Here is an 18,066-nt window from a genome sequence, read left to right on the forward strand (position 1 = left end):
ATCGATGGACATCCACGCGGTGCTGAAGTCGCTGCCGCACCGCTTTCCTTTCCTGCTGGTCGATCGCGTGCTCGAAGTCGAGGCGGGCAAGTACATCAAGGCGCTGAAGAACGTCACGATCAACGAGCCCTTCTTCCCCGGCCACTTCCCGAACCACCCGGTCATGCCGGGCGTGCTCATCGTCGAGGCGCTGGCGCAGACCGCCGCCATCCTGTCCTTCGAAACGCTGGGCACGACGCCCGACGCCGATTCGGTCTATTACCTCTGTGGCGTGGACAACACCCGCTTCAAGAAGCCCGTCATGGCCGGCGACCAGCTCATTCTTGAAGTCGACCTGCTGAAGCACTCGCGCGGCATCTGGAAGTACCAGGCGCGCGCGCGCGTCGACGGCGGCGTGGTGGCCGAATCCGAACTGCTCTGTGCGGTGCGTCCGACCTGATGGCAACGCTCATCCATCCGACCGCCATCGTCGATCCGGCGGCGCAGATCGCCGACGGTGTCGAGATCGGTGCCTACAGCATCATCGGGCCGAACGTCGAGATCGGTGCCGGCACCAAGGTGCATGCGCACGTGGTGATCCAGGGCCATACCCGCATCGGGCGCGACAACGCGTTCCACCCCTTCTGTTCGATCGGCGGCGCACCGCAGGACAAGAAGTACGCCAATGAACCGACCCGTCTGGAGATCGGCGACCGCAACACCGTGCGCGAATACGCGACGATGAACTGCGGCACCGTGCAGGATGGCGGCGTCACGCGCCTGGGCGACGACAACTGGATCATGGCCTACGTGCACGTCGCGCACGATTGCCAGGTCGGCAGCCACACCATCATGGCCAACAACACCGCGCTGGCCGGCCACGTGCATGTCGGCGACTGGGCCATCCTCGGCGGCTTCACCGGCGTGCACCAGTTCGTCCGCGTCGGTGCGCACAGCTTCTGCGGCGTGCATTCGAGCGTGCTGCAGGACGTGCCGCCCTTCGTGCTGGCCAACGGCGTGCCGGCCAGCCCGCACGGCATCAACAGCGAAGGCCTGCGCCGCCGCGGCTACAGCAGCGAAGCCATCATGGCGATCAAGCGCGCCTACAAGACGCTGTACCGCGAGGGGCTGACGCTGGACGAAGCCAAGGCCGCCATCGCCGAAGCGGCGAAGACGACGCCCGAAGTCGCGCTGCTGTCCGATTTCCTCGCATCCGGCGGACGCGGCATCATCCGATAATGGCCTCCCGCATCACGGTGGCCATGGTCGCCGGCGAAGCGTCGGGCGACCAGCTGGCTGCGCACCTGATCAAGGCGCTGCGCGATGCGCGGCCCGATATCGACTTCGTCGGTATCGGCGGGCCGCGCATGCAGTCGGCCGGCTTCGACGCCTGGTGGCCATCTGAAAAGCTGGCTGTGCGCGGCTATTTCGAGGTGCTGAAGCACTACCGCGAACTGGCCGGCATCCGTCGCAGCCTGCTCGACCGTCTGCTCAGGGACAAGCCGTCGGCCTTCATCGGCGTCGACGCCCCTGATTTCAATCTGTGGCTGGAGCGCAAGCTGCGCGATGCGGGCGTGCCCGCCATCCACTACGTGAGCCCGTCGATCTGGGCCTGGCGCGGTGGCCGCATCAAGGGCATCGCGCGCAGCGTGTCGCGCGTGCTCTGCCTGTTCCCGTTCGAGCCGGCGATCTACGAAAAGGCCGGCGTGCCGGTGAGCTATGTCGGCCATCCCTTCGCCGACGAGATTTCGCCTGAGCCACAGCGCTTCGCCGCCCGCGAGCGCCTGGCCATACCGGTCGATGCGCGCATCGTGGCGCTGCTGCCGGGCAGCCGGCAGTCGGAACTGCAGTACAACGCGCATTCCTGGATCGGTGCGGCCAAACTGTTGCACGAGCGCCATCCGGACCTCAGATTCCTGGTGCCGCTGACCACGCGCGAAACGCGTACCCAGTTCGAACAGGCGCTGTGGGACTGCCAGGCGACCGAACTGCCGGTGTCCATCCTGTTCGGTCACGCGCGCGACGCGCTGATGGCCTGCGACGTGGCGCTGGTGGCCAGCGGCACGGCGACGCTGGAGGCGGCCCTGTGCCGCGCGCCGCACGTCGTCGCCTACCGCATCCACGCGCTGAGCTATCGCATCATGAAGCGCATGGCCTATCAGCCCTGGGTCGGCCTGCCCAACATCCTGGCCGGCCGCAGCATCGTGCCCGAGCTGCTGCAGCACGACGCCACGCCTGAAAAGCTGGCCGACGCGCTCGACGCGCTGCTTGGCGACGCGGTGGCGCGGGCGGCGCAGATCGACGAATTCGAGCGCATCCACTTCACGCTGCGCCAGGGCACGGCGGCGCGCGCCGCGGCGGCCATCCTGCCGCATCTGCCGCGCGCATGAAGACTGCCGGCGTCGATGAGGCCGGCCGGGGTCCGCTGTGCGGGCCGGTCTATGCGGCGGCGGTCATTCTCGATCCCTCGCGCCCCATAGACGGCCTGAACGATTCGAAGAAGCTGTCGGAAAAGAAGCGCGAAGCGCTGGCGCCCTTGATCCGCGAGCGCGCGCTGGCCTGGGCGATCGGCATCGCGACGGTGGAGGAGATCGACCGCCTGAACATCCTGCACGCGACCATGCTGGCGATGCGTCGCGCGGTCGAAGGCCTTGCCGTGCCGCCCGATCAGGTGCTGATCGACGGCAATCGCGTACCGCCCGGCCTCGCCGTGCCGGCGCGCGCGATCGTCGGCGGCGACGCGTCGGAAGCGGCGATCTCGGCCGCCTCCATCCTGGCCAAGACCGGCCGCGATCACGAAATGATGGTGCTGGCGGCGCTGTATCCGCAGTACGGCATTGCAAAGCACAAGGGCTATCCGACCGCCGAGCATCTGGCCGCATTGCGCATCCACGGCCCGTCGCCGATTCACCGCCGCAGCTTTGCACCGGTCGCGCAGAGCGCGCTGGATTTCGGCGCGCCCGACTGAAGGCGTTCGCTTTCGCTTGAGGCAGTTCAAGCTGCTGGGCGCGCTACAGGTCTAGCATGAGCGTCATGTCCTGCTGCCCGCACCCGCAATGAATCCGTTTGGCTGGCTCAACGACCAGCTGCTGCGCATGCAGTGGCTGTCCGATCTGGTGCGCATGCTGGTCGAGCAGGGCATCGGGCTGCCGATGAGCGGGCGGGTCGGCGCCAGCGTGCATTTCTTCATCTATGACACGGTGAAGATCTTCATCCTGCTGTCGCTGCTGATCTTCGGCATTTCATACGTGCAGAGCCATTTCCCGCCCGAGCGCACGCGTCGCATCCTGGGGCGTTTCACCGGGGTGCGCGGCAATGTGCTGGCAGCGCTGCTCGGTACCGTCACGCCCTTCTGTTCCTGTTCGTCGATTCCGCTGTTCATCGGCTTCACCAGCGCCGGGCTGCCGATCGGCATCACCTTCTCCTTCCTGATCTCGTCGCCGCTGGTCGATCTGGCGTCGGTCATCCTGCTGGCGAGCATCTTCAACTGGCCCATCGCCATCGCCTACGTGACGGTCGGTGTCGTGCTGGCGGTGGTCGGCGGCACCCTGATCAGCCGCGCGCGGATGGAGCGCCACATCGAGCCTTTCGTGTTCACCAGCCCGGTCATGAACGGTGACGACGGCGTGCCCGACGTGCGCGAGCGCCTGCGCTTCGCCCGCGACCAGGTGCGCGACATCGTTCGCCGCGTCTGGCTCTACATCCTGATCGGTGTCGGCATCGGTGCGGCCATCCACAACTGGATACCGGAGAGCCTGATCAACGGGCTGCTTGGTCAGGACAAGCCATGGTCGGTGCCGCTGGCCACGCTGGTCGGCGTGCCGATGTACGCCGACATCTTCGGCACGTTGCCGATCGCTGAGGCGCTGGTGGCGCGCGGCGTCGGGCTGGGTACGGCACTGGCGTTCATGATGTCGGTCACTGCGCTGTCGCTGCCGTCCATCGTCATGCTCAAGCGCGTCGTCCGCACGCCGCTGCTGGCGACATTCGTCGGCATCGTGGCCGGTGGCATCGTGCTGATCGGCTATCTGTTCAACGCGCTGGCGGGCGCATTCACCTGACGTGACAGACGGGGAGACGACATGATCATCAAGGTACTGGGCAGCGGTTGCCGCAAGTGCATCGAACTGGCGGACAACACGCGCAAGGCGCTGGCCGCGCGCGGCCAGCAGGCGGATATCGTCAAGGTGACCGATTTCGTCGACATCGCCGCCTATGGCGTCATGTCGACGCCGGCGCTGGTGATCGACGAGAAGGTGGTGTCCGCGGGCAAGGTGTTGAGCGAACGCGAAATCGGCGAACTGCTCGGCAAGGCCGGCTGAGACACTCAGTCAGGCGGGGCCAGATGCACGGCCAGCCAGACCGATGGGGTGGTGGCATCGGTGCGTTCGACGCGGTGGCGCCGATGCGCCGCGATGAATACCCAGTCGCCGGGGCGCAGTTCGCGACCGGTCGCTTCATCCGCGAATCGCAGCGTGGCGGAACCGCTCAGCAGTGCCACCCATTCGTCGCCCGGCTGGTCGTACCAGAAGCCGGGCGGGCTGCACTGACCGGTCGACACGATGCGCTCGATGCGCACGCCGGGCCGCGCGCACAGCGTTTCGAACAGCTCTTCCGGCTGCGGCGCCGGCGGCAGGTTGTCGAACAGATTGGCGCTCACGCGGAGGCCTCGTCGAGCAGTTCCGTGTCGTCGTGTGCATAGGCCGGACTGCAGCAGCAGAGGATGACCAGTGCCTCGCTGCCGCTTGCCTCGATGCAGTGCGCAGTCCCGGGCGGAATCAGCACGGTGTCGCCGACCGTCACGTCGAAGCTGTACTCGCCCAGCGTCATGCGCCCCTGGCCGGCCGTCACGTGGTACAGCTCTTCGGTCACGTGGTGCCGGTGCAGCGCGGTGCGGGTACCGGCCGGCACGGTCGCTTCGGCGAGGCTCTGCGCCTGCCCGCCGTGCTGCGCCGGATGCATCAGCTCGCGGATCAGCGAACCGTCCTTGGTCACGTAGGCTGCAATGTCGTCGTAGCGGGTCTTCATCGGGCGTGCGGGGCGGGCAAAGCGGGTGGAGCGCCAGCGTAGTCGAAAGCACGCGGCACTTGCATCGATTCAATGATTCAAATATCGTTGAATTATGGAAGAACAGGACATCATCCGCGCACTGGCCGCACTGGCCCACGAAATCCGTCTGCGCGTGTTTCGCGCACTGGTCGTCGCCGGTCCCGACGGCATGACGCCCGGCGCGCTCGGCGAGGCGCTGTCGGTGGCGCCGACCACGCTGTCCTTCCATCTGAAGGAACTGACCCAGGCCGGCCTGCTGCTGCAGTCGCGCGACGGCCGTCACCTGATCTACCGCGCCGACTACGCGCGCATGGGCGCACTGATGGCCTACCTGACCGAAAACTGCTGCCGCGGCACACCCTGTGTCGAGGCCGCACCTTCCTGCACGAACTGCTGACCGGAGAACCGCAATGAAGCGCTTTCACGTCCATCTGCACGTCGACGACCTGGCGAAGAGCATCGCCTTCTACAACAAGCTGTTCGATGCGCAGCCGGCGCGCACCGAAGCCGACTACGCGAAGTGGATGCTCGAAGATCCGCCGATCAATTTCGCGATCTCGACCCGCGGAACCAAGCCGGGCATCGACCACCTCGGCATCCAGACCGACGACCCGGCCGAACTGGCGGCGATGAAGGCGCGCGCCGAATCGGCCGACATGGCGCTGCTCGACGAAGGCGAAACCACCTGCTGTTACGCGCGCAGCGAAAAGCACTGGGTGACCGACCCACAGGGCATCGCCTGGGAGCACTTCCATACGCTGGGCAATATTCCGGTGTTCAACGAAGCGGCCAGCGGCGGTGCTGCCTGCTGCGCCCCCGAGGCGCCGGTCACCCGCGGCAAGCCGCTGAACATCGGCGTGAAGAGCTCCGGTTCGGGCTGCTGCTGACATGGCTCGCCCGCTCAACGTGCTGTTTCTGTGCACCCACAATTCGGCGCGCAGCGTGCTCGCCGAATGCCTGCTCAACCACCTCGGTGGCGCCCGTTTCCGCGCCTTTTCGGCCGGCAGTCAGCCGAGCGGGCGGGTGAATCCGTTCGCGCTGCAGGCGCTGGCGGAGCAGGGCATCGATACGACGGGCGTGCGCAGCAAGGCCTGGGACGAATTCGCAGCGCCCGGCGCACCGGCAATGGATCTGATCATCACCGTATGCGACAGCGCAGCCGGTGAAACCTGCCCGGTGTGGCCGGGCCATCCGGCGACCGCGCACTGGGGCTACGCCGATCCGTCGGCCACGCCCGGCAGCGATGCGGCGAAGCTGACCGCCTTCCGCGACACGCTGGCGCTGATCCGCCGTCGTCTTGAAATCCTGGTCGCGATGCCGGACGAACGTCTGCACGCGCTGGCGCTGCAGCAGACCGCGCGCGATCTGGCCGCACACTGAGGTCTTTCCATGGGCATGTTCGAACGCTGGCTCACCCTGTGGGTGGGCCTGGCCATCATCGCGGGCGTCGCGCTGGGACTGGTCGCGCCGTCGGCCTTTGCGGCCGTCGCGGCGCTGGAACTGGCGCACGTCAATCTGGTGGTGGCCGTGCTCATCTGGGTGATGATCTACCCGATGATGATTCAGATCGACTTCGCCGCCGTGCGCGACGTCGGTCGCCGGCCACAGGGTCTGATCCTCACGCTGGTCGTGAACTGGCTGATCAAGCCTTTTACGATGGCCGCACTGGGCGTGCTGTTCTTCCAGCACCTGTTCGCGCCCTGGGTCGATCCGCAATCGGCGTCGGAATACATCGCCGGCATGATCCTGCTCGGCGTCGCACCCTGCACGGCCATGGTGTTCGTCTGGAGTCAGCTCACGCGGGGTGATCCCAACTACACACTGGTGCAGGTGTCGGTGAACGATCTGGTTATGGTGTTCGCCTTCGCGCCCATCGCCGCCTTCCTGCTCGGCGTGACCGACGTGGCCGTGCCGTGGGAGACGCTGCTGCTGTCCACCGCGCTCTACGTGGTGCTGCCGCTGCTTGCTGGCGTGCTGACCCGCCGTGCGCTGGGCAACGGTGCCGCACTGGCCGGATTCGTCGCGCGGCTCAAGCCGTGGTCCGTCGTCGGCCTGCTGGCCACCGTCGTGCTGCTGTTCGGCTTCCAGGCGGAAACCATCGTCGCCCAGCCCTTCGTGATCGCACTGATCGCCGTGCCGCTGGTGCTGCAGACCTACGGCATCTTCGCCATCGCCTTCGTCGCCGCGCGAATGATGAAGCTGCCCTATCCGGTGGCGGCACCGGCCTGCCTGATCGGCACGTCGAATTTCTTCGAACTTGCGGTCGCCGTTGCGATCTCCCTGTTCGGACTGCACTCGGGCGCGGCGCTGGCGACCGTGGTCGGGGTGCTGGTCGAAGTACCGGTCATGCTGTCGCTGGTCGCCTTCACGCGGCGCAGCGCGCATCTTTTTCCGGATTCCGCTGAACTTTTTTAGATCAAGTCTAAACAAAGAGGCAGTTTCGCAATATCATTGCGACTTTCACCCCACCCACAAAAGAGGATCTCGACATGAGCATCATCAACAGCACCGTCCAGCCCTTCAAGGCAAACGCTTTCCACAACGGCAAGTTCATCACCGTGACCGACGAGAGCCTGAAGGGCAAGTGGTCGGTGATCGTGTTCATGCCGGCTGCCTTCACCTTCAACTGCCCGACCGAAGTCGAAGACGCGGCCAACAACTACGCCGAATTCCAGAAGGCCGGTGCCGAAGTGTACATCGTCACCACCGACACCCATTTCTCGCACAAGGTGTGGCACGAAACCTCGCCGGCCGTCGGCAAGGCCCAGTTCCCGCTGGTTGGCGACCCGACCCACCAGCTGACCCGCGCGTTCGACGTGCACATCGATGAAGAAGGCCTGGCGCTGCGCGGCACCTTCATCATCAACCCGGAAGGTCAGATCAAGACCGCCGAGATCCACGACAACGCGATCGCCCGCGACATGAACGAAACGCTGCGCAAGCTCAAGGCTGCCCAGTTCGTCGCCAGCCACCCCGGCCAGGTCTGCCCGGCCAAGTGGAAGGAAGGCGCTGAAACCCTGACCCCGTCGCTCGACCTGGTCGGCAAGATCTAAGCGCACATCGCTTCGCAGAGGCGCCCGGGTCAGGTGCCAGGGTGTGTTCTCAAGCGGTTTGAGAACATGCCCTGACGGCGCCCGGCCCGGGCGTTTTGTTTTCCGCAACACCCGTTTCGAAAGCCGAGCACACCATGCTGGACGCCACTCTCAAGGGCCAGTTGAAGGCCTACCTCGAAAAGCTGCAGCAACCGATCGAACTGACGGCCGCGGTGGATGACAGCGCCGCTTCGCGCGAACTGCAGGGCCTGCTGTCCGACATCGCAGAGCTGTCGGACAAGATCACTGTCAGCGAGGAGCGGGGCAGTGCCGCGCGCACGCCGTCGTTCGCGATCAACCGCAAGGGCGGCAACATGTCGCTGCGCTTCGCGGCCATTCCGCTCGGTCACGAATTCACCTCGCTGGTGCTCGCGCTGCTGCAGGCGGGCGGTCATCCGCCCCGCGTGTCGGACGAAATGATCGAACAGATCAAGTCGCTCGACGGCGACTACAGCTTCGAAGTGTTCATGTCGCTGTCCTGCCACAACTGTCCGGACGTGGTGCAGGCGCTGAACCTGATGGCGGTGCTGAACCCGCGCGTCAAAGTGGTCACCATCGACGGCGCGCTGTTCCAGAAGGAAGTCGAAGAGCGCCAGGTGATGGCGGTGCCCATGGTGTTCCTGAACGGCGAACTGTTCGGCGCCGGCCGCATGACGCTCGAAGAGATCGTCGGCAAGGTCGACACCGGTGCGGCCAAGCGCGACGCGCAGAAGATGAGCGCCAAGGCGCCGTTCGACGTGCTGGTCGTCGGTGGTGGACCGGCCGGCTCGGCGGCGGCGATCTACGCCGCGCGCAAGGGCATCCGCACCGGTGTCGTGGCGGAGCGCTTCGGCGGCCAGCTGATGGATACGCTGGGCATCGAGAACTTCATCTCGGTCAAGGAGACCGAAGGCCCCAAGCTCGCCGCCGCGCTCGAAGAACACGTGAAGAGCTACGAGGTCGACGTGATGGCGCTGCAGCGCGTCGACAAGCTGATTCCGGCCGCCGAGTCGGGCGACGGCCTGATCACGCTGCAACTGTCCAATGGCGGCCAGCTGAAGTCGCGTTCGGTCATCCTCGCCACCGGTGCGCGCTGGCGTGAAATGAACGTGCCGGGCGAGCGCGAGTACCGTAACAAGGGCGTGGCCTACTGCCCGCACTGCGACGGCCCGCTGTTCAAGGGCAAGCGCGTGGCGGTGATCGGCGGCGGCAATTCGGGCGTCGAAGCGGCGATCGATCTGGCCGGCATCGTCGGTCACGTGACGCTGCTGGAATTCGACAAGCAGATGCGCGCTGACGCCGTACTGCAGCGCAAGCTGCTGAGCCTGCCCAACGTAAAGGTGATCCTGCAGGCGCAGACCACCGAAGTCACGGGTGGCGCCGACGGCAAGGTGAATGCGCTGAAGTACACCGACCGTGCCACCGGCGAGTCGCACACGATCGAGCTCGAAGGCATCTTCGTGCAGATCGGCCTGGTACCCAACACCGAATGGCTGAAGGGTTCGATCGAGCTGACGAAGTACGGCGAAATCCAGGTCGATGCGCGCTGCGAAACCAGCACGCCCGGCGTGTTCGCGGCCGGCGACGTCACCACCGTGCCGTACAAGCAGATCATCATCGCGATGGGCGAAGGCTCGAAGGCGGCGATTTCGGCCTTCGATCACCTGATCCGCACGTCGGCACCGGCCTGATCACCGGGAGGCGTTAACATCGGAGCCCGCGCATCGCAGGATGTGCGGGCTTTTTCTTGGCTGCGCGACTGCCCGTGCGCCATTCACCGAGGGTCTTCACACCATGAGCCACGTTCCGTTGCTGCTGTTCCTGCACGTCGCCGCAGTCACGATCTGGGTCGGCGGCATGTTCTTCGCCTATGTCTGTCTGCGCCCGGTGGCCGCCGTGCAGCTCGAACCGCCGGCGCGGCTGCGCCTGTGGCGCGGTGTTTTCGGCGGCTTCTTCCCGCTGGTCTGGGCATCGGTCGCGGTCATTCTCGTCAGCGGGCTCGGCATGATGCTGGCGGTCGGCATGAAGGCGGCACCGATCCACTGGCACCTGATGTTCGGCGTCGGCCTGATCATGATGTTCATCTTCATGCACGTATTCTTCGCGCCCTACAAGCGGCTGCTGCGCGCGGTCGATGCGTCCGATTGGCCGGCCGGCGGTGCGGCGCTGGCGCAGATCCGCAAGCTGGTCGGGCTGAACACCGTGCTCGGCTTCGTCACCATCGCGCTGGCCACGCTGGGGCGCGCACTGGTGGCCGGATGAAGCACGTTCAGTCGCGCGACAACGCGCAGTTCAAGCACTTGCGCAAGCTCGCGACCTCGTCGCGCGCGCGGCGCGAGGCGGCGGAAACGCTGATCGACGGCATGCACCTGTTCCGCAGCGCGCTCGACGCCGGTGTGCGCCCCAAGCTCGCCGTCGTCGCCGAGCGCGCGCTCGACCACGTCGAAGTCAAGGATGCGTTGGCGGAGCAGGGTGAGGCCGTGCTGCTGCTCGCCGACCCGCTGTTCGACGAACTGAGCCCGACCGACACGCCGACCGGCCTGCTCGGACTGATCGACATCCCGGCCGAGGCGGAGGCGCCGATCACCGGCGACTGTCTGGTGCTCGACGCGGTGCAGGACACCGGCAATCTCGGTACGCTGCTGCGCGCCGCCTGGGCCACCGGCGTGTGCGACGTGCTGCTGACCACCGGCTGCGCCCAGGCCTGGAGCCCCAGAGTGCTGCGCGCCGGGCAGGGCGCGCATTTCGGTCTGCGCATCCGCGAGCACTGCGATGTGGCGGCGGTGCTCAAGACTTACCCGGGCCGCATCGTCGCCACCCGACTCGACGCGCGTACCTCGCTGTATGCGCTGGACCTGCGCGGCCCGGTCGCCTGGCTTTTCGGCAACGAAGGCGCCGGCCTGTCGCCAGCCGTCAGCGCGCTGGCGACCGACCCGGCCATCATCCCGATGCCCGGTGCGGCCGAATCGCTGAATGTCGCGATGGCGGCCACGGTCTGTCTGTTCGAGCAGGTAAGGCAGCGCCTCCGGGCCTGATCAGGCGGCCGGTGCTTCGCCGGCCACGTCCGGCCGTGCCGCCCACGGCACCAGGCCGGCGGCGGTGGCCAGGCGCACCAGTTCGACGTCGCTGCGCACGTCGAGCTTCTGGCGGATTTCGCTCATCCGGTTGGAAATGGTCTTCGGGCTCAGCTTCAGTGCGTCGGCGATTTCGTCCACGGTCATGCCGGCCAGCAGCAGGCGGCAGATTTCGAACTCGCGCGGTGTCAGCACGTCCAGCCGCTTCTCGTCCGGCATCACGTTGTCCAGTGCCAGCTGTTCGGCCACGCGCGGGCTCAGCGTGCGCCGGCCCTGGGCGGCGGCGATGACGGCCTGCACCAGCGCTTCCGGTTCGGTGTCCTTGGTCAGGAAGCCGATGGCGCCGGCTTCCAGTGCCTGGCGGGCGAAGGCCGGCTGGGCGTGCATCGAGAACATGAGCACGCGCGCACGGCCGTCGAGCGCCAGCATCCGGCGCGCCGCCTCGATGCCGCTGGCGCCGGGAAGCGATATGTCCATCACCACGACGTCCGGCTTCATCAGCCTGAACAGCTGGTAGGCCTCGTCGGAGCTGCCCGCTTCGCCGACCACTTCCATCATGCGGTTGTGTTCGAGGAAGCGGCGGTAGCCGGCGCGCACAACGGCGTGGTCGTCGACGAGCAGAACGCGGATGGGAGTGTTCGGAGCCATGTCAGTGTTCCTGTACCGAGGTTTTCAGGGGCAGCCAGGCAGTGACTTCCCAGCCGCCGCGCGAACGCGGACCGGCCTGGCAGTCACCGCCCAGTGCGAGCGCGCGTTCGCGCATGCCGACCAGACCGAAGCCGCTCTCGGGTGCGACGTAGGGCGTCGGTTCGCCGTCGTCGGTCACCCGCAGCGATACGCGGCCGAGCCTTGTGTCGATATCCAGATGGACATCGATCCGGGTGCACCGTGCGTGCTTGGCCGTATTGGTGAGGCACTCCTGCACGATGCGGTAGAGCGTGATGTCGTGCATGGACGACAGCTGACCGAGGTCCTCGTCGAGATGGAACACCACCTCGACCTTGTCGGCGCCACGGCTGCGCTGGGTACCCAGTTCGGCCAGCGCGTGGCGCAGGCCCAGTTCCTCGATGTCCGGCGGGCGCAGGTGTTCGAGCAGGTTGCGCACCAGACGCAACAGATGGCCCACCTGTTCCGACATCCAGCGCGCCGCTTCGCGGTGCTCGGCCAGCTCGGGGCGACCTTCACAGGCGTCGGCCAGCAGGCGGGCGTGCGGGTGGATGGCCACCAGATAGGGGCTCAGTTCGTCGTGCAGATCGCGCGCCAGCGACTGGCGGATTTCCTCTTCGTGCGTGATCAGCTTGCGCAGCAGGCGAGCGCGCTCGCTCACGGCGGCCTCCAGCGTGGCCGCCATGCTGTTGAAGGAATCGGACAGCGGCGCCAGATCGCCCGGGCCGACGTTGTCGAGCCGGGCGTCGAGCCGGCCTTCGCCGATTGCCGACAGCGCCCGCATGACGCTGCCCAGCGGCTGCAGCGCACGGCCGACCGCCCAATACACCATGAAGCAGGCGATCAGCCCGATCGCCAGCACCATGCTGGTCTGCTTGATGTAGTCGTCCCAGATCTCGCGCAGCTCGTCGTCGGCATTCGGCACCAGCAGGTAGTAGCCGACCACCCGCTCACCGACGCGGATGTCCTTGCGCAGCGGCGGCAGGTTGCGCAGGCGCTCGCCCATCCAGTTCAGCGCGGCCGGCGCCTCGATCGGCGGCGCGTCGCGCGAACTCAGTATGGTGCGGCCATCCAGTGCGTGCACCTCGACGGTGAGGTGGCGCAGCGTGCGCAGCTCATGCGTGAGATCGATGTGCGCGAGCAGCGACTCGGTGGACATGCCGGGCGGTGCCGGCGTCAGCACACTGGGCAGCAGCGCGTGCGCAAGACGCGCCACCGAATCGATCTCGGTCACCGCATCGTCGTGGGCGTCGTAGAGCCTGCGCCCGCTGTCGGCAATCACCAGCAGGGTCATCAGCGAGGCGATGATCAGGGTGAGTCTGAAACGCAGACTCATGCAGGCATTTCCGGAAGTTGCGTGACCGGGCATCGTAATGCGAAGGCTGTCGGGAAATCCTCCCGCGCATCGCGCGCCGCCATCCGTGGCGCGGGACGGCATCCCGCCTGGTGCGATTGGATTTCCCTGCCGCGGGCGGGCGTGACTCACGGATATTGAACGGCGCTGTCGCCGTTCGAGCGGCACGTCACCGAGGAGAAAGCCATGAAGAAAACTGCCCTGATCTGCACGCTGGCTCTGTTCGCCACGCCGGTTCTTGCCGCCGATGCGAAGAAGCCGTCGTCGGACAAACCCGAACTGGCCCGCGACTGGGTCGAGATGGACGCCAACAAGGATGGCTACATCACGCCCGACGAAATGGTCGCCTGGGAGAAGAAGCGCGCCGACGCGAAGAAGTGAGCGGACGGTGCCGGCCGCCGTCCGGCACCTGCTTTTTTCAAAATTTTTCCAAGCGCAAAAACACGTAAGAGCCTGTCGTCGAAAGGAACTGCGAGGCGTGGTCCTGCCTCTATGCGGGGCATTCGATTTGCGTGCTAAGTATTGCCGCATCGATGCACCCCACAACCGACGACAGGAGATGGCAATGAAGAAGTTCAGTCTTGTTTTTGCAGCCTGCGCCGTGATGAGCGCCGGCGCCCATGCCGCCGACGCGAAGGCCGACAAACCCGAGCTGGCGCGCGACTGGGTGGCGATGGACGTCGACAAGGACGGCCACATCACGCCGGACGAAATGCTCAATTACGAGAAGAAGAAGGCTGCGCAGAAGAAGTGAGGGCCGGGGCTGGATGAGCCCCGGATCCTTCGTACCGACGGGAGCCGCAGTGCGGCTCCCGTTCTTTTGTGCGCGTCCGGTACGCCACGCCGACGCCGAGGCCGCCTACACTGCGGCCATGGACTGCGTACTGATTTCCCATCCCGACTGTCTGGAACACCGTCCGGGCGACCGTCACCCCGAATCGCCGGCGCGTCTGCAGACCGTACTCGCTGAACTCGAGCGCTCCGGCGTCACGCGCAAGTGGCAGCGCGTCGAGGCCCCTCTGGTCACCCGCGCCCAGCTCGAACGCGTGCACAACGCCGCCTATCTCGACGAGGTCGAGCGGGTGGCGCCGAAAACCGGCTCCTACCGGCTGGAGAGCGACACCGTGATGTCGCCCGGCTCGCTCGCCGCCGCGTCGCGCGCCGCTGGCGCCGTCGTGCAGGGCGTCGATCTGGTCATGAGCGGGCGAGCGAAGGCGGTCTTCTGCGCGACGCGCCCGCCCGGCCACCACGCGAAGCCGGGCGACGCGATGGGCTTCTGCATTTACGGCAACGTCGCCGTCGGCGCCGCGCACGCGCTGGCGACGCACGGCATCGAGCGCGTCGCCATCGCAGATTTCGACGTGCATCGCGGCAACGGCACCGAACTGATGTTCAGACGCGAGCCGCGCGTGCTGATGGCCGACAGCTTCCAACATCCCTATTACCCGCGCGGCGAGTTTCCCGAGCGCGCCGGCTACATCCCGCTACGCATGGCGGCGGGCGAGGGCTCGGACGCCTTCCGCCGGCACTGGAAAGAGGTCGCCCTGCCGAAGCTGCGCGCCTTCCGGCCGCAGCTGGTGCTGATCTCTGCCGGCTTCGACGCGCTGCGCGACGACCCGTTGGCCAATATCGAACTCGAAGCCGCCGACTACCGCTGGATCACGCACGAACTGCGCGACATCGCCGAGGCGTCGGCGCAGGGGCGCATCGTGTCTACGCTGGAGGGCGGCTACGGTCTGCCGGCCATCGGCCCGGCGGTGGCCGCTCACCTGATGGCGCTCGGCGACTGCAGCGTCTAGACTGCGCCGGCATTCACTGCGGACTTTCAATATGGATATTCAATGGTGGCACTGGCTGGTCGCCGGTCTTGCACTGCTGGTGATCGAGCTGGCCGTGCCCGGCATGGTGGTGCTGTGGTTCGGCGTTGCCGCGATCGGCATCGGTCTGCTGCTGTGGGCGGTGCCCACACTGTCGCTGACGCTGCAGCTCGCCGTGTGGGCGGTGCTGTCCTGCGTGCTGGTTTTTGCGTGGTTCCGCGTCTTCCGCGCCGACCAGCACCGCACGCACTCCGGCATGTCGGCCGGTGACGTGCTCGGCGAGGTGGGTCTGGTGGTGCACGAGATCACCCCCTTCGGTCGCGGTCAGGTGCGCTTCCAGAAGCCGCTGCTCGGCGCCGACGTATGGGACTGCATCGCCGACGACACGCTGCCGGTCGGCGAGCGGGTGAAGGTACTGTCGGTCGAGGGCTCGCTGCTCAAGGTCGGGCGCACGCACATCAACAAAACCTGAGGGAGGATTGCCCATGAGTTCCGGACTGATCGTCGTCATTGCATTGGTCGTATTCGTCGCTGTCACGCTGGCGAAGGGCCTGCGCGTGGTGCCGCAGGGCGAGGAGTGGGTGGTGCAGCGCATGGGCAAGTACCTGCGCACGCTGCTGCCCGGCCTCAACATCATCATTCCCTACCTCGACGACGTCGCCTACAAGGTGGTGACCAAGGACATCATCCTCGACGTGCAGGAGCAGGAGGTGATCACCCGCGACAACGCGGTCATCCGCACCAATGCCGTGGCCTTCATCAAGGTTACCGACCCGGTCAAGGCGGTCTATGGCGTGACCGACTTTTCCGAGGCGATCCGCAACCTCATCATGACCACGCTGCGGTCCATCGTCGGCGAGATGGATCTGGACCAGGCGCTGTCCAGCCGCGACAAGATCAAGGTGAGGCTGCGCGAGAGCATCGCCGACGAGGCGATCGACTGGGGCCTGACCGTGAAGTCGGTCGAGATCCAGGACATCAATCCGTCTGACTCGATGCAGCGCGCGATGGAACAGCAGGCCAGCGCCGAGCGCGAGCGCAAGGCCATGGTGACGCGCTCCGAAGGTCAGAAACAGTCGATGATTCTCGAAGCCGAGGCGCGGCTGGAATCGGCCAAGCGCGACGCCACCGCCCAGGTCACGCTGGCGGAGGCGAGCGCCGAATCGATCCGTCGCGTCACCGCATCGCTCGGCGAGCAGCAGCTGCCGATGATGTATCTGCTCGGCGAGAAGTACATCGCCGCGCTGAACAAGCTGGGTGAATCGCCGAACGCCAAGGTGGTCGTGCTGCCGGCCGACCTGCAGGATGCCGTGGCCGGCATCTTCGCGCGTGCCGGCGGCAAGGGCTGAGCCTGCGCGTTCGATCCAGAACCTGCAGGAATCGTGACATGCCCGTCCCGCACGCGCGGGCCGGCACCTGATCGGCGAGAATCGGCCTGTAGGCGGCCTTGTCCGCTCCCGCACCCGAGACACTGAGAATGAGCGACATCGAACGCGAATCCATGGAATTCGACCTGCTGGTCGTCGGCGCCGGCCCGGCCGGACTGGCGGCGGCGATCCGCGCGAAGCAGCAGGCGGCACAGGCCGGCATCGAACTGTCGGTGTGCGTGATCGAGAAGGCGGCCGAGGTCGGCGCCCACATCCTGTCCGGCGCGGTGATGGACCCGCGCGCGCTGACCGAACTGCTGCCGGACTGGGCTTCGCAGGGCGCGCCGCTCGACACGCCGGTCACCGAAGACCGCATGCTCTTCCTGTCGGAAACCGGTGCGCGCGCGGTGCCGCACGCGCTGCTGCCGCAGAGCTTCCACAACGACGGCAACTACATCGTGCGCCTGGGCCACGTCGTCAAGTGGCTGGGCGAACAGGCGGAAGCGCTGGGCGTCGATGTGTTCGCCGGCTTCGCCGGCGCGCAGCTGCTGATCGAGGACGGCAAGGTCGCCGGCGTCATCACCGGCGACATGGGCCTCACGCGCGACGGCGAGCAGGGGCCGAACTTCCAGCCGGGCATGGCGCTGCGCGCGAAATACACGCTGTTCGCCGAAGGCTGCCGCGGCCACCTGGGCAAGGCGCTGGAACAGCGCTTCAATCTGCGCGAGGGCGTCGACCCGCAGACCTACGGCCTCGGTCTGAAGGAACTGTGGGAGGTGCCGGCGGCGCAGAGCCAGCCGGGCCTGGTCGTCCACACCGCCGGCTGGCCGGTGGATAACGCCACCTACGGCGGCGGCTTCATCTATCACCTGAAGGGCAATCTGGTCGCCATCGGCTACGTGGTCGGGCTCAACTACAGCAACCCGCACCTGTCGCCGTTCGAGGAATTCCAGCGCTACAAGACCCACCCGGCCATCCGCACCCACATCGAGGGCGGGCAGCGCCTGTCGTACGGCGCGCGGGCGATCACCGCCGGCGGTCTGCAGAGCCTGCCGAAACTGGTGTTCCCGGGCGGCGCGCTGATCGGCGACGACGCCGGCTTCCTCAACGCCGCGCGCATCAAGGGCAGCCACGCCGCGATCAAGAGCGGCATGCTGGCCGCCGACGCCGCGGTCGACGCGATTGCCGCCGGGCGCGCGCAGGACGCGCTCGCCGCCTATCCGGAAAATTTCCGCATCAGCTGGCTGCGCGACGAGCTCTACCGCACGCGCAACTTCAAGCCCTACATGAAGAAAGGCCTGTGGCTGGGCGCCTTCCTGTACGGCGCCGAACAGCTGCTGTTCAAGGGCGCCGTGCCGTGGACGCTGCGCAACACCGCCGACCACACCTCACTGCAGCCGGCCGCCAGCTGTACGCCGATCGACTACCCGAAGCCGGATGGCGTGCTCACCTTCGACCGCCTGTCGTCGGTATTCCTGTCAAGCACCAACCACGAAGAGGACCAGCCCTGTCATCTGCGGCTGGCCGACGTCGGCGTGGCCATCACGGTGAATCTCGCGGCCTACGACGCGCCCGAACAGCGCTACTGCCCGGCGGGTGTCTATGAAATCGTGCGGGAACAGGACGGCCCGCGTCTGCAGATCAACGCGCAGAACTGCGTGCACTGCAAGACCTGCGACATCAAGGACC

24 protein-coding genes are annotated in these 18,066 nt (G+C 66.7%); 20 read left to right on the forward strand and 4 right to left on the reverse strand.

Annotation, left to right across the window (positions count from 1 at the left end; genetic code table 11):
* Positions 1–4: 4 nt before the first annotated feature.
* The 6 genes from fabZ (at position 5) to IV112_RS03425 (ending at position 4,301) form a co-directional block, all read left to right on the forward strand.
* Positions 5–439: a 3-hydroxyacyl-ACP dehydratase FabZ gene (gene fabZ, locus IV112_RS03400; RefSeq protein WP_020164752.1), complete on the forward strand. Its 435-nt coding sequence runs from the start codon at positions 5–7 to the stop codon at positions 437–439.
* Entirely contained in the window at positions 439–1,218 is a 780-nt protein-coding gene (gene lpxA / locus IV112_RS03405) for an acyl-ACP--UDP-N-acetylglucosamine O-acyltransferase (protein WP_304001044.1), read from the forward strand. Before fabZ ends, lpxA begins: the two co-directional genes overlap by 1 nt.
* Positions 1,218–2,369 (forward strand): lipid-A-disaccharide synthase, encoded by a 1,152-nt coding sequence (gene lpxB, locus IV112_RS03410; protein ID WP_304001045.1) that lies wholly within the window; start codon positions 1,218–1,220, stop codon positions 2,367–2,369. Before lpxA ends, lpxB begins: the two co-directional genes overlap by 1 nt.
* Entirely contained in the window at positions 2,366–2,947 is a 582-nt protein-coding gene (gene rnhB, locus IV112_RS03415) for a ribonuclease HII (RefSeq protein ID WP_304001046.1), read from the forward strand. Before lpxB ends, rnhB begins: the two co-directional genes overlap by 4 nt.
* 88 nt (positions 2,948–3,035) lie before the next feature.
* Positions 3,036–4,040, forward strand: coding sequence for a permease (locus tag IV112_RS03420; protein WP_304001047.1), 1,005 nt, complete (start codon positions 3,036–3,038; stop codon positions 4,038–4,040).
* A 21-nt stretch (positions 4,041–4,061) separates the two neighbouring features.
* Complete coding sequence (locus IV112_RS03425; protein WP_304001048.1) at positions 4,062–4,301, forward strand: thioredoxin family protein; 240 nt, start codon at positions 4,062–4,064, stop codon at positions 4,299–4,301.
* Between the two features lie 5 nt (positions 4,302–4,306).
* Here IV112_RS03425 and IV112_RS03430 read toward each other — a convergent pair whose 3' ends face one another.
* Both IV112_RS03430 and IV112_RS03435 read right to left on the reverse strand, forming a co-directional pair.
* Complete coding sequence (locus tag IV112_RS03430) at positions 4,307–4,639, reverse strand: cupin (RefSeq protein WP_304001049.1); 333 nt, start codon at positions 4,637–4,639, stop codon at positions 4,307–4,309.
* A complete protein-coding gene (locus IV112_RS03435) occupies positions 4,636–5,007 on the reverse strand; it encodes a cupin domain-containing protein (protein WP_304001050.1) in 372 nt (123 codons plus the stop codon). Before IV112_RS03435 ends, IV112_RS03430 begins: the two co-directional genes overlap by 4 nt.
* Positions 5,008–5,101: 94 nt before the next feature.
* Here IV112_RS03435 and IV112_RS03440 point away from each other — a divergent pair, with 94 nt between their 5' ends.
* From IV112_RS03440 to IV112_RS03475, 8 genes are all read left to right on the forward strand, one after another.
* Positions 5,102–5,425 (forward strand): ArsR/SmtB family transcription factor, encoded by a 324-nt coding sequence (locus tag IV112_RS03440; protein ID WP_304001051.1) that lies wholly within the window; start codon positions 5,102–5,104, stop codon positions 5,423–5,425.
* A gap of 13 nt (positions 5,426–5,438) precedes the next feature.
* Complete coding sequence (locus IV112_RS03445) at positions 5,439–5,915, forward strand: ArsI/CadI family heavy metal resistance metalloenzyme (protein ID WP_304001052.1); 477 nt, start codon at positions 5,439–5,441, stop codon at positions 5,913–5,915.
* 1 nt (position 5,916) lies between these two features.
* Complete coding sequence (locus tag IV112_RS03450; RefSeq protein ID WP_304001053.1) at positions 5,917–6,408, forward strand: arsenate reductase ArsC; 492 nt, start codon at positions 5,917–5,919, stop codon at positions 6,406–6,408.
* Between the two features lie 9 nt (positions 6,409–6,417).
* The gene (arsB, locus tag IV112_RS03455; RefSeq protein WP_304001054.1) at positions 6,418–7,443 is read left to right on the forward strand and encodes an ACR3 family arsenite efflux transporter; all 1,026 of its coding nucleotides are present in this window, start codon (positions 6,418–6,420) and stop codon (positions 7,441–7,443) included.
* Between the two features lie 74 nt (positions 7,444–7,517).
* On the forward strand, positions 7,518–8,081 hold the full coding sequence (gene ahpC, locus IV112_RS03460; RefSeq protein WP_019918226.1) for an alkyl hydroperoxide reductase subunit C: 564 nt from the start codon (positions 7,518–7,520) through the stop codon (positions 8,079–8,081).
* A 134-nt stretch (positions 8,082–8,215) separates the two neighbouring features.
* Positions 8,216–9,790 carry an alkyl hydroperoxide reductase subunit F gene (gene ahpF, locus IV112_RS03465; protein ID WP_304001055.1) on the forward strand — a complete coding sequence of 525 codons (1,575 nt, stop codon included), beginning with the start codon at positions 8,216–8,218 and terminating at the stop codon, positions 9,788–9,790.
* 103 nt (positions 9,791–9,893) lie between these two features.
* Positions 9,894–10,361 carry a CopD family protein gene (locus tag IV112_RS03470; protein WP_304001056.1) on the forward strand — a complete coding sequence of 156 codons (468 nt, stop codon included), beginning with the start codon at positions 9,894–9,896 and terminating at the stop codon, positions 10,359–10,361.
* Positions 10,358–11,134 (forward strand): TrmH family RNA methyltransferase, encoded by a 777-nt coding sequence (locus IV112_RS03475; protein WP_304001057.1) that lies wholly within the window; start codon positions 10,358–10,360, stop codon positions 11,132–11,134. The genes IV112_RS03470 and IV112_RS03475 overlap by 4 nt, the downstream gene beginning before the upstream one ends.
* Here the strand turns inward: IV112_RS03475 and IV112_RS03480 are convergent, their stop codons facing one another.
* Together IV112_RS03480 and IV112_RS03485 are read right to left on the reverse strand one after the other, a co-directional pair.
* Complete coding sequence (locus tag IV112_RS03480) at positions 11,135–11,821, reverse strand: response regulator (protein WP_304001058.1); 687 nt, start codon at positions 11,819–11,821, stop codon at positions 11,135–11,137.
* A gap of 1 nt (position 11,822) precedes the next feature.
* Positions 11,823–13,175 (reverse strand): sensor histidine kinase, encoded by a 1,353-nt coding sequence (locus IV112_RS03485; protein WP_304001059.1) that lies wholly within the window; start codon positions 13,173–13,175, stop codon positions 11,823–11,825.
* A 204-nt stretch (positions 13,176–13,379) separates the two neighbouring features.
* On the opposite strand from IV112_RS03485, the gene IV112_RS03490 reads away from it, so the two are divergent.
* From IV112_RS03490 to IV112_RS03515, 6 genes are all read left to right on the forward strand, one after another.
* Positions 13,380–13,574 carry a hypothetical protein gene (locus IV112_RS03490; protein ID WP_304001060.1) on the forward strand — a complete coding sequence of 65 codons (195 nt, stop codon included), beginning with the start codon at positions 13,380–13,382 and terminating at the stop codon, positions 13,572–13,574.
* Positions 13,575–13,758: 184 nt separating this feature from the next.
* Positions 13,759–13,947, forward strand: a complete 189-nt coding sequence (locus tag IV112_RS03495) for a hypothetical protein (RefSeq protein WP_304001061.1) — start codon at positions 13,759–13,761, stop codon at positions 13,945–13,947.
* 118 nt (positions 13,948–14,065) lie between these two features.
* Positions 14,066–14,992 carry a histone deacetylase family protein gene (locus IV112_RS03500; protein WP_304001065.1) on the forward strand — a complete coding sequence of 309 codons (927 nt, stop codon included), beginning with the start codon at positions 14,066–14,068 and terminating at the stop codon, positions 14,990–14,992.
* A gap of 31 nt (positions 14,993–15,023) precedes the next feature.
* Positions 15,024–15,482, forward strand: a complete 459-nt coding sequence (locus tag IV112_RS03505) for an NfeD family protein (RefSeq protein WP_304001062.1) — start codon at positions 15,024–15,026, stop codon at positions 15,480–15,482.
* Positions 15,483–15,495: 13 nt separating this feature from the next.
* Positions 15,496–16,359 (forward strand): SPFH domain-containing protein, encoded by an 864-nt coding sequence (locus IV112_RS03510; protein ID WP_304001063.1) that lies wholly within the window; start codon positions 15,496–15,498, stop codon positions 16,357–16,359.
* 128 nt (positions 16,360–16,487) lie between these two features.
* Positions 16,488–18,066, forward strand: a 1,579-nt coding sequence (locus tag IV112_RS03515) for an electron transfer flavoprotein-ubiquinone oxidoreductase (RefSeq protein ID WP_304001064.1), incomplete at its 3' end; no start/stop codon positions are given.

It is taken from the genome of Methyloversatilis discipulorum (genome assembly GCF_018780585.1).
In the GTDB taxonomy this organism is placed as follows: Bacteria; Pseudomonadota; Gammaproteobacteria; order Burkholderiales; family Rhodocyclaceae; genus Methyloversatilis; species Methyloversatilis discipulorum_B.

Bases quoted from the DNA above. Each gene is read 5' to 3' on its own strand.
- lpxB (WP_304001045.1), top strand. From the start codon at position 1,218: ATGGCCTCCCGCATCACGGTGGCCATGGTCGCCGGCGAAGCGTCGGGC.
- IV112_RS03490 (WP_304001060.1), top strand. From the start codon at position 13,380: ATGAAGAAAACTGCCCTGATCTGCACGCTGGCTCTGTTCGCCACGCCG.
- lpxA (WP_304001044.1), top strand. From the start codon at position 439: ATGGCAACGCTCATCCATCCGACCGCCATCGTCGATCCGGCGGCGCAG.
- IV112_RS03500 (WP_304001065.1), top strand. From the start codon at position 14,066: ATGGACTGCGTACTGATTTCCCATCCCGACTGTCTGGAACACCGTCCG.
- rnhB (WP_304001046.1), top strand. From the start codon at position 2,366: ATGAAGACTGCCGGCGTCGATGAGGCCGGCCGGGGTCCGCTGTGCGGG.
- IV112_RS03480 (WP_304001058.1), bottom strand. From the start codon at position 11,821: ATGGCTCCGAACACTCCCATCCGCGTTCTGCTCGTCGACGACCACGCC.
- IV112_RS03495 (WP_304001061.1), top strand. From the start codon at position 13,759: ATGAAGAAGTTCAGTCTTGTTTTTGCAGCCTGCGCCGTGATGAGCGCC.
- IV112_RS03475 (WP_304001057.1), top strand. From the start codon at position 10,358: ATGAAGCACGTTCAGTCGCGCGACAACGCGCAGTTCAAGCACTTGCGC.
- ahpF (WP_304001055.1), top strand. From the start codon at position 8,216: ATGCTGGACGCCACTCTCAAGGGCCAGTTGAAGGCCTACCTCGAAAAG.
- ahpC (WP_019918226.1), top strand. From the start codon at position 7,518: ATGAGCATCATCAACAGCACCGTCCAGCCCTTCAAGGCAAACGCTTTC.
- IV112_RS03470 (WP_304001056.1), top strand. From the start codon at position 9,894: ATGAGCCACGTTCCGTTGCTGCTGTTCCTGCACGTCGCCGCAGTCACG.
- IV112_RS03505 (WP_304001062.1), top strand. From the start codon at position 15,024: ATGGATATTCAATGGTGGCACTGGCTGGTCGCCGGTCTTGCACTGCTG.
- IV112_RS03440 (WP_304001051.1), top strand. From the start codon at position 5,102: ATGGAAGAACAGGACATCATCCGCGCACTGGCCGCACTGGCCCACGAA.
- arsB (WP_304001054.1), top strand. From the start codon at position 6,418: ATGGGCATGTTCGAACGCTGGCTCACCCTGTGGGTGGGCCTGGCCATC.
- IV112_RS03510 (WP_304001063.1), top strand. From the start codon at position 15,496: ATGAGTTCCGGACTGATCGTCGTCATTGCATTGGTCGTATTCGTCGCT.
- IV112_RS03485 (WP_304001059.1), bottom strand. From the start codon at position 13,175: ATGAGTCTGCGTTTCAGACTCACCCTGATCATCGCCTCGCTGATGACC.
- IV112_RS03435 (WP_304001050.1), bottom strand. From the start codon at position 5,007: ATGAAGACCCGCTACGACGACATTGCAGCCTACGTGACCAAGGACGGT.
- fabZ (WP_020164752.1), top strand. From the start codon at position 5: ATGGACATCCACGCGGTGCTGAAGTCGCTGCCGCACCGCTTTCCTTTC.
- IV112_RS03425 (WP_304001048.1), top strand. From the start codon at position 4,062: ATGATCATCAAGGTACTGGGCAGCGGTTGCCGCAAGTGCATCGAACTG.
- IV112_RS03420 (WP_304001047.1), top strand. From the start codon at position 3,036: ATGAATCCGTTTGGCTGGCTCAACGACCAGCTGCTGCGCATGCAGTGG.
- IV112_RS03445 (WP_304001052.1), top strand. From the start codon at position 5,439: ATGAAGCGCTTTCACGTCCATCTGCACGTCGACGACCTGGCGAAGAGC.
- IV112_RS03450 (WP_304001053.1), top strand. From the start codon at position 5,917: ATGGCTCGCCCGCTCAACGTGCTGTTTCTGTGCACCCACAATTCGGCG.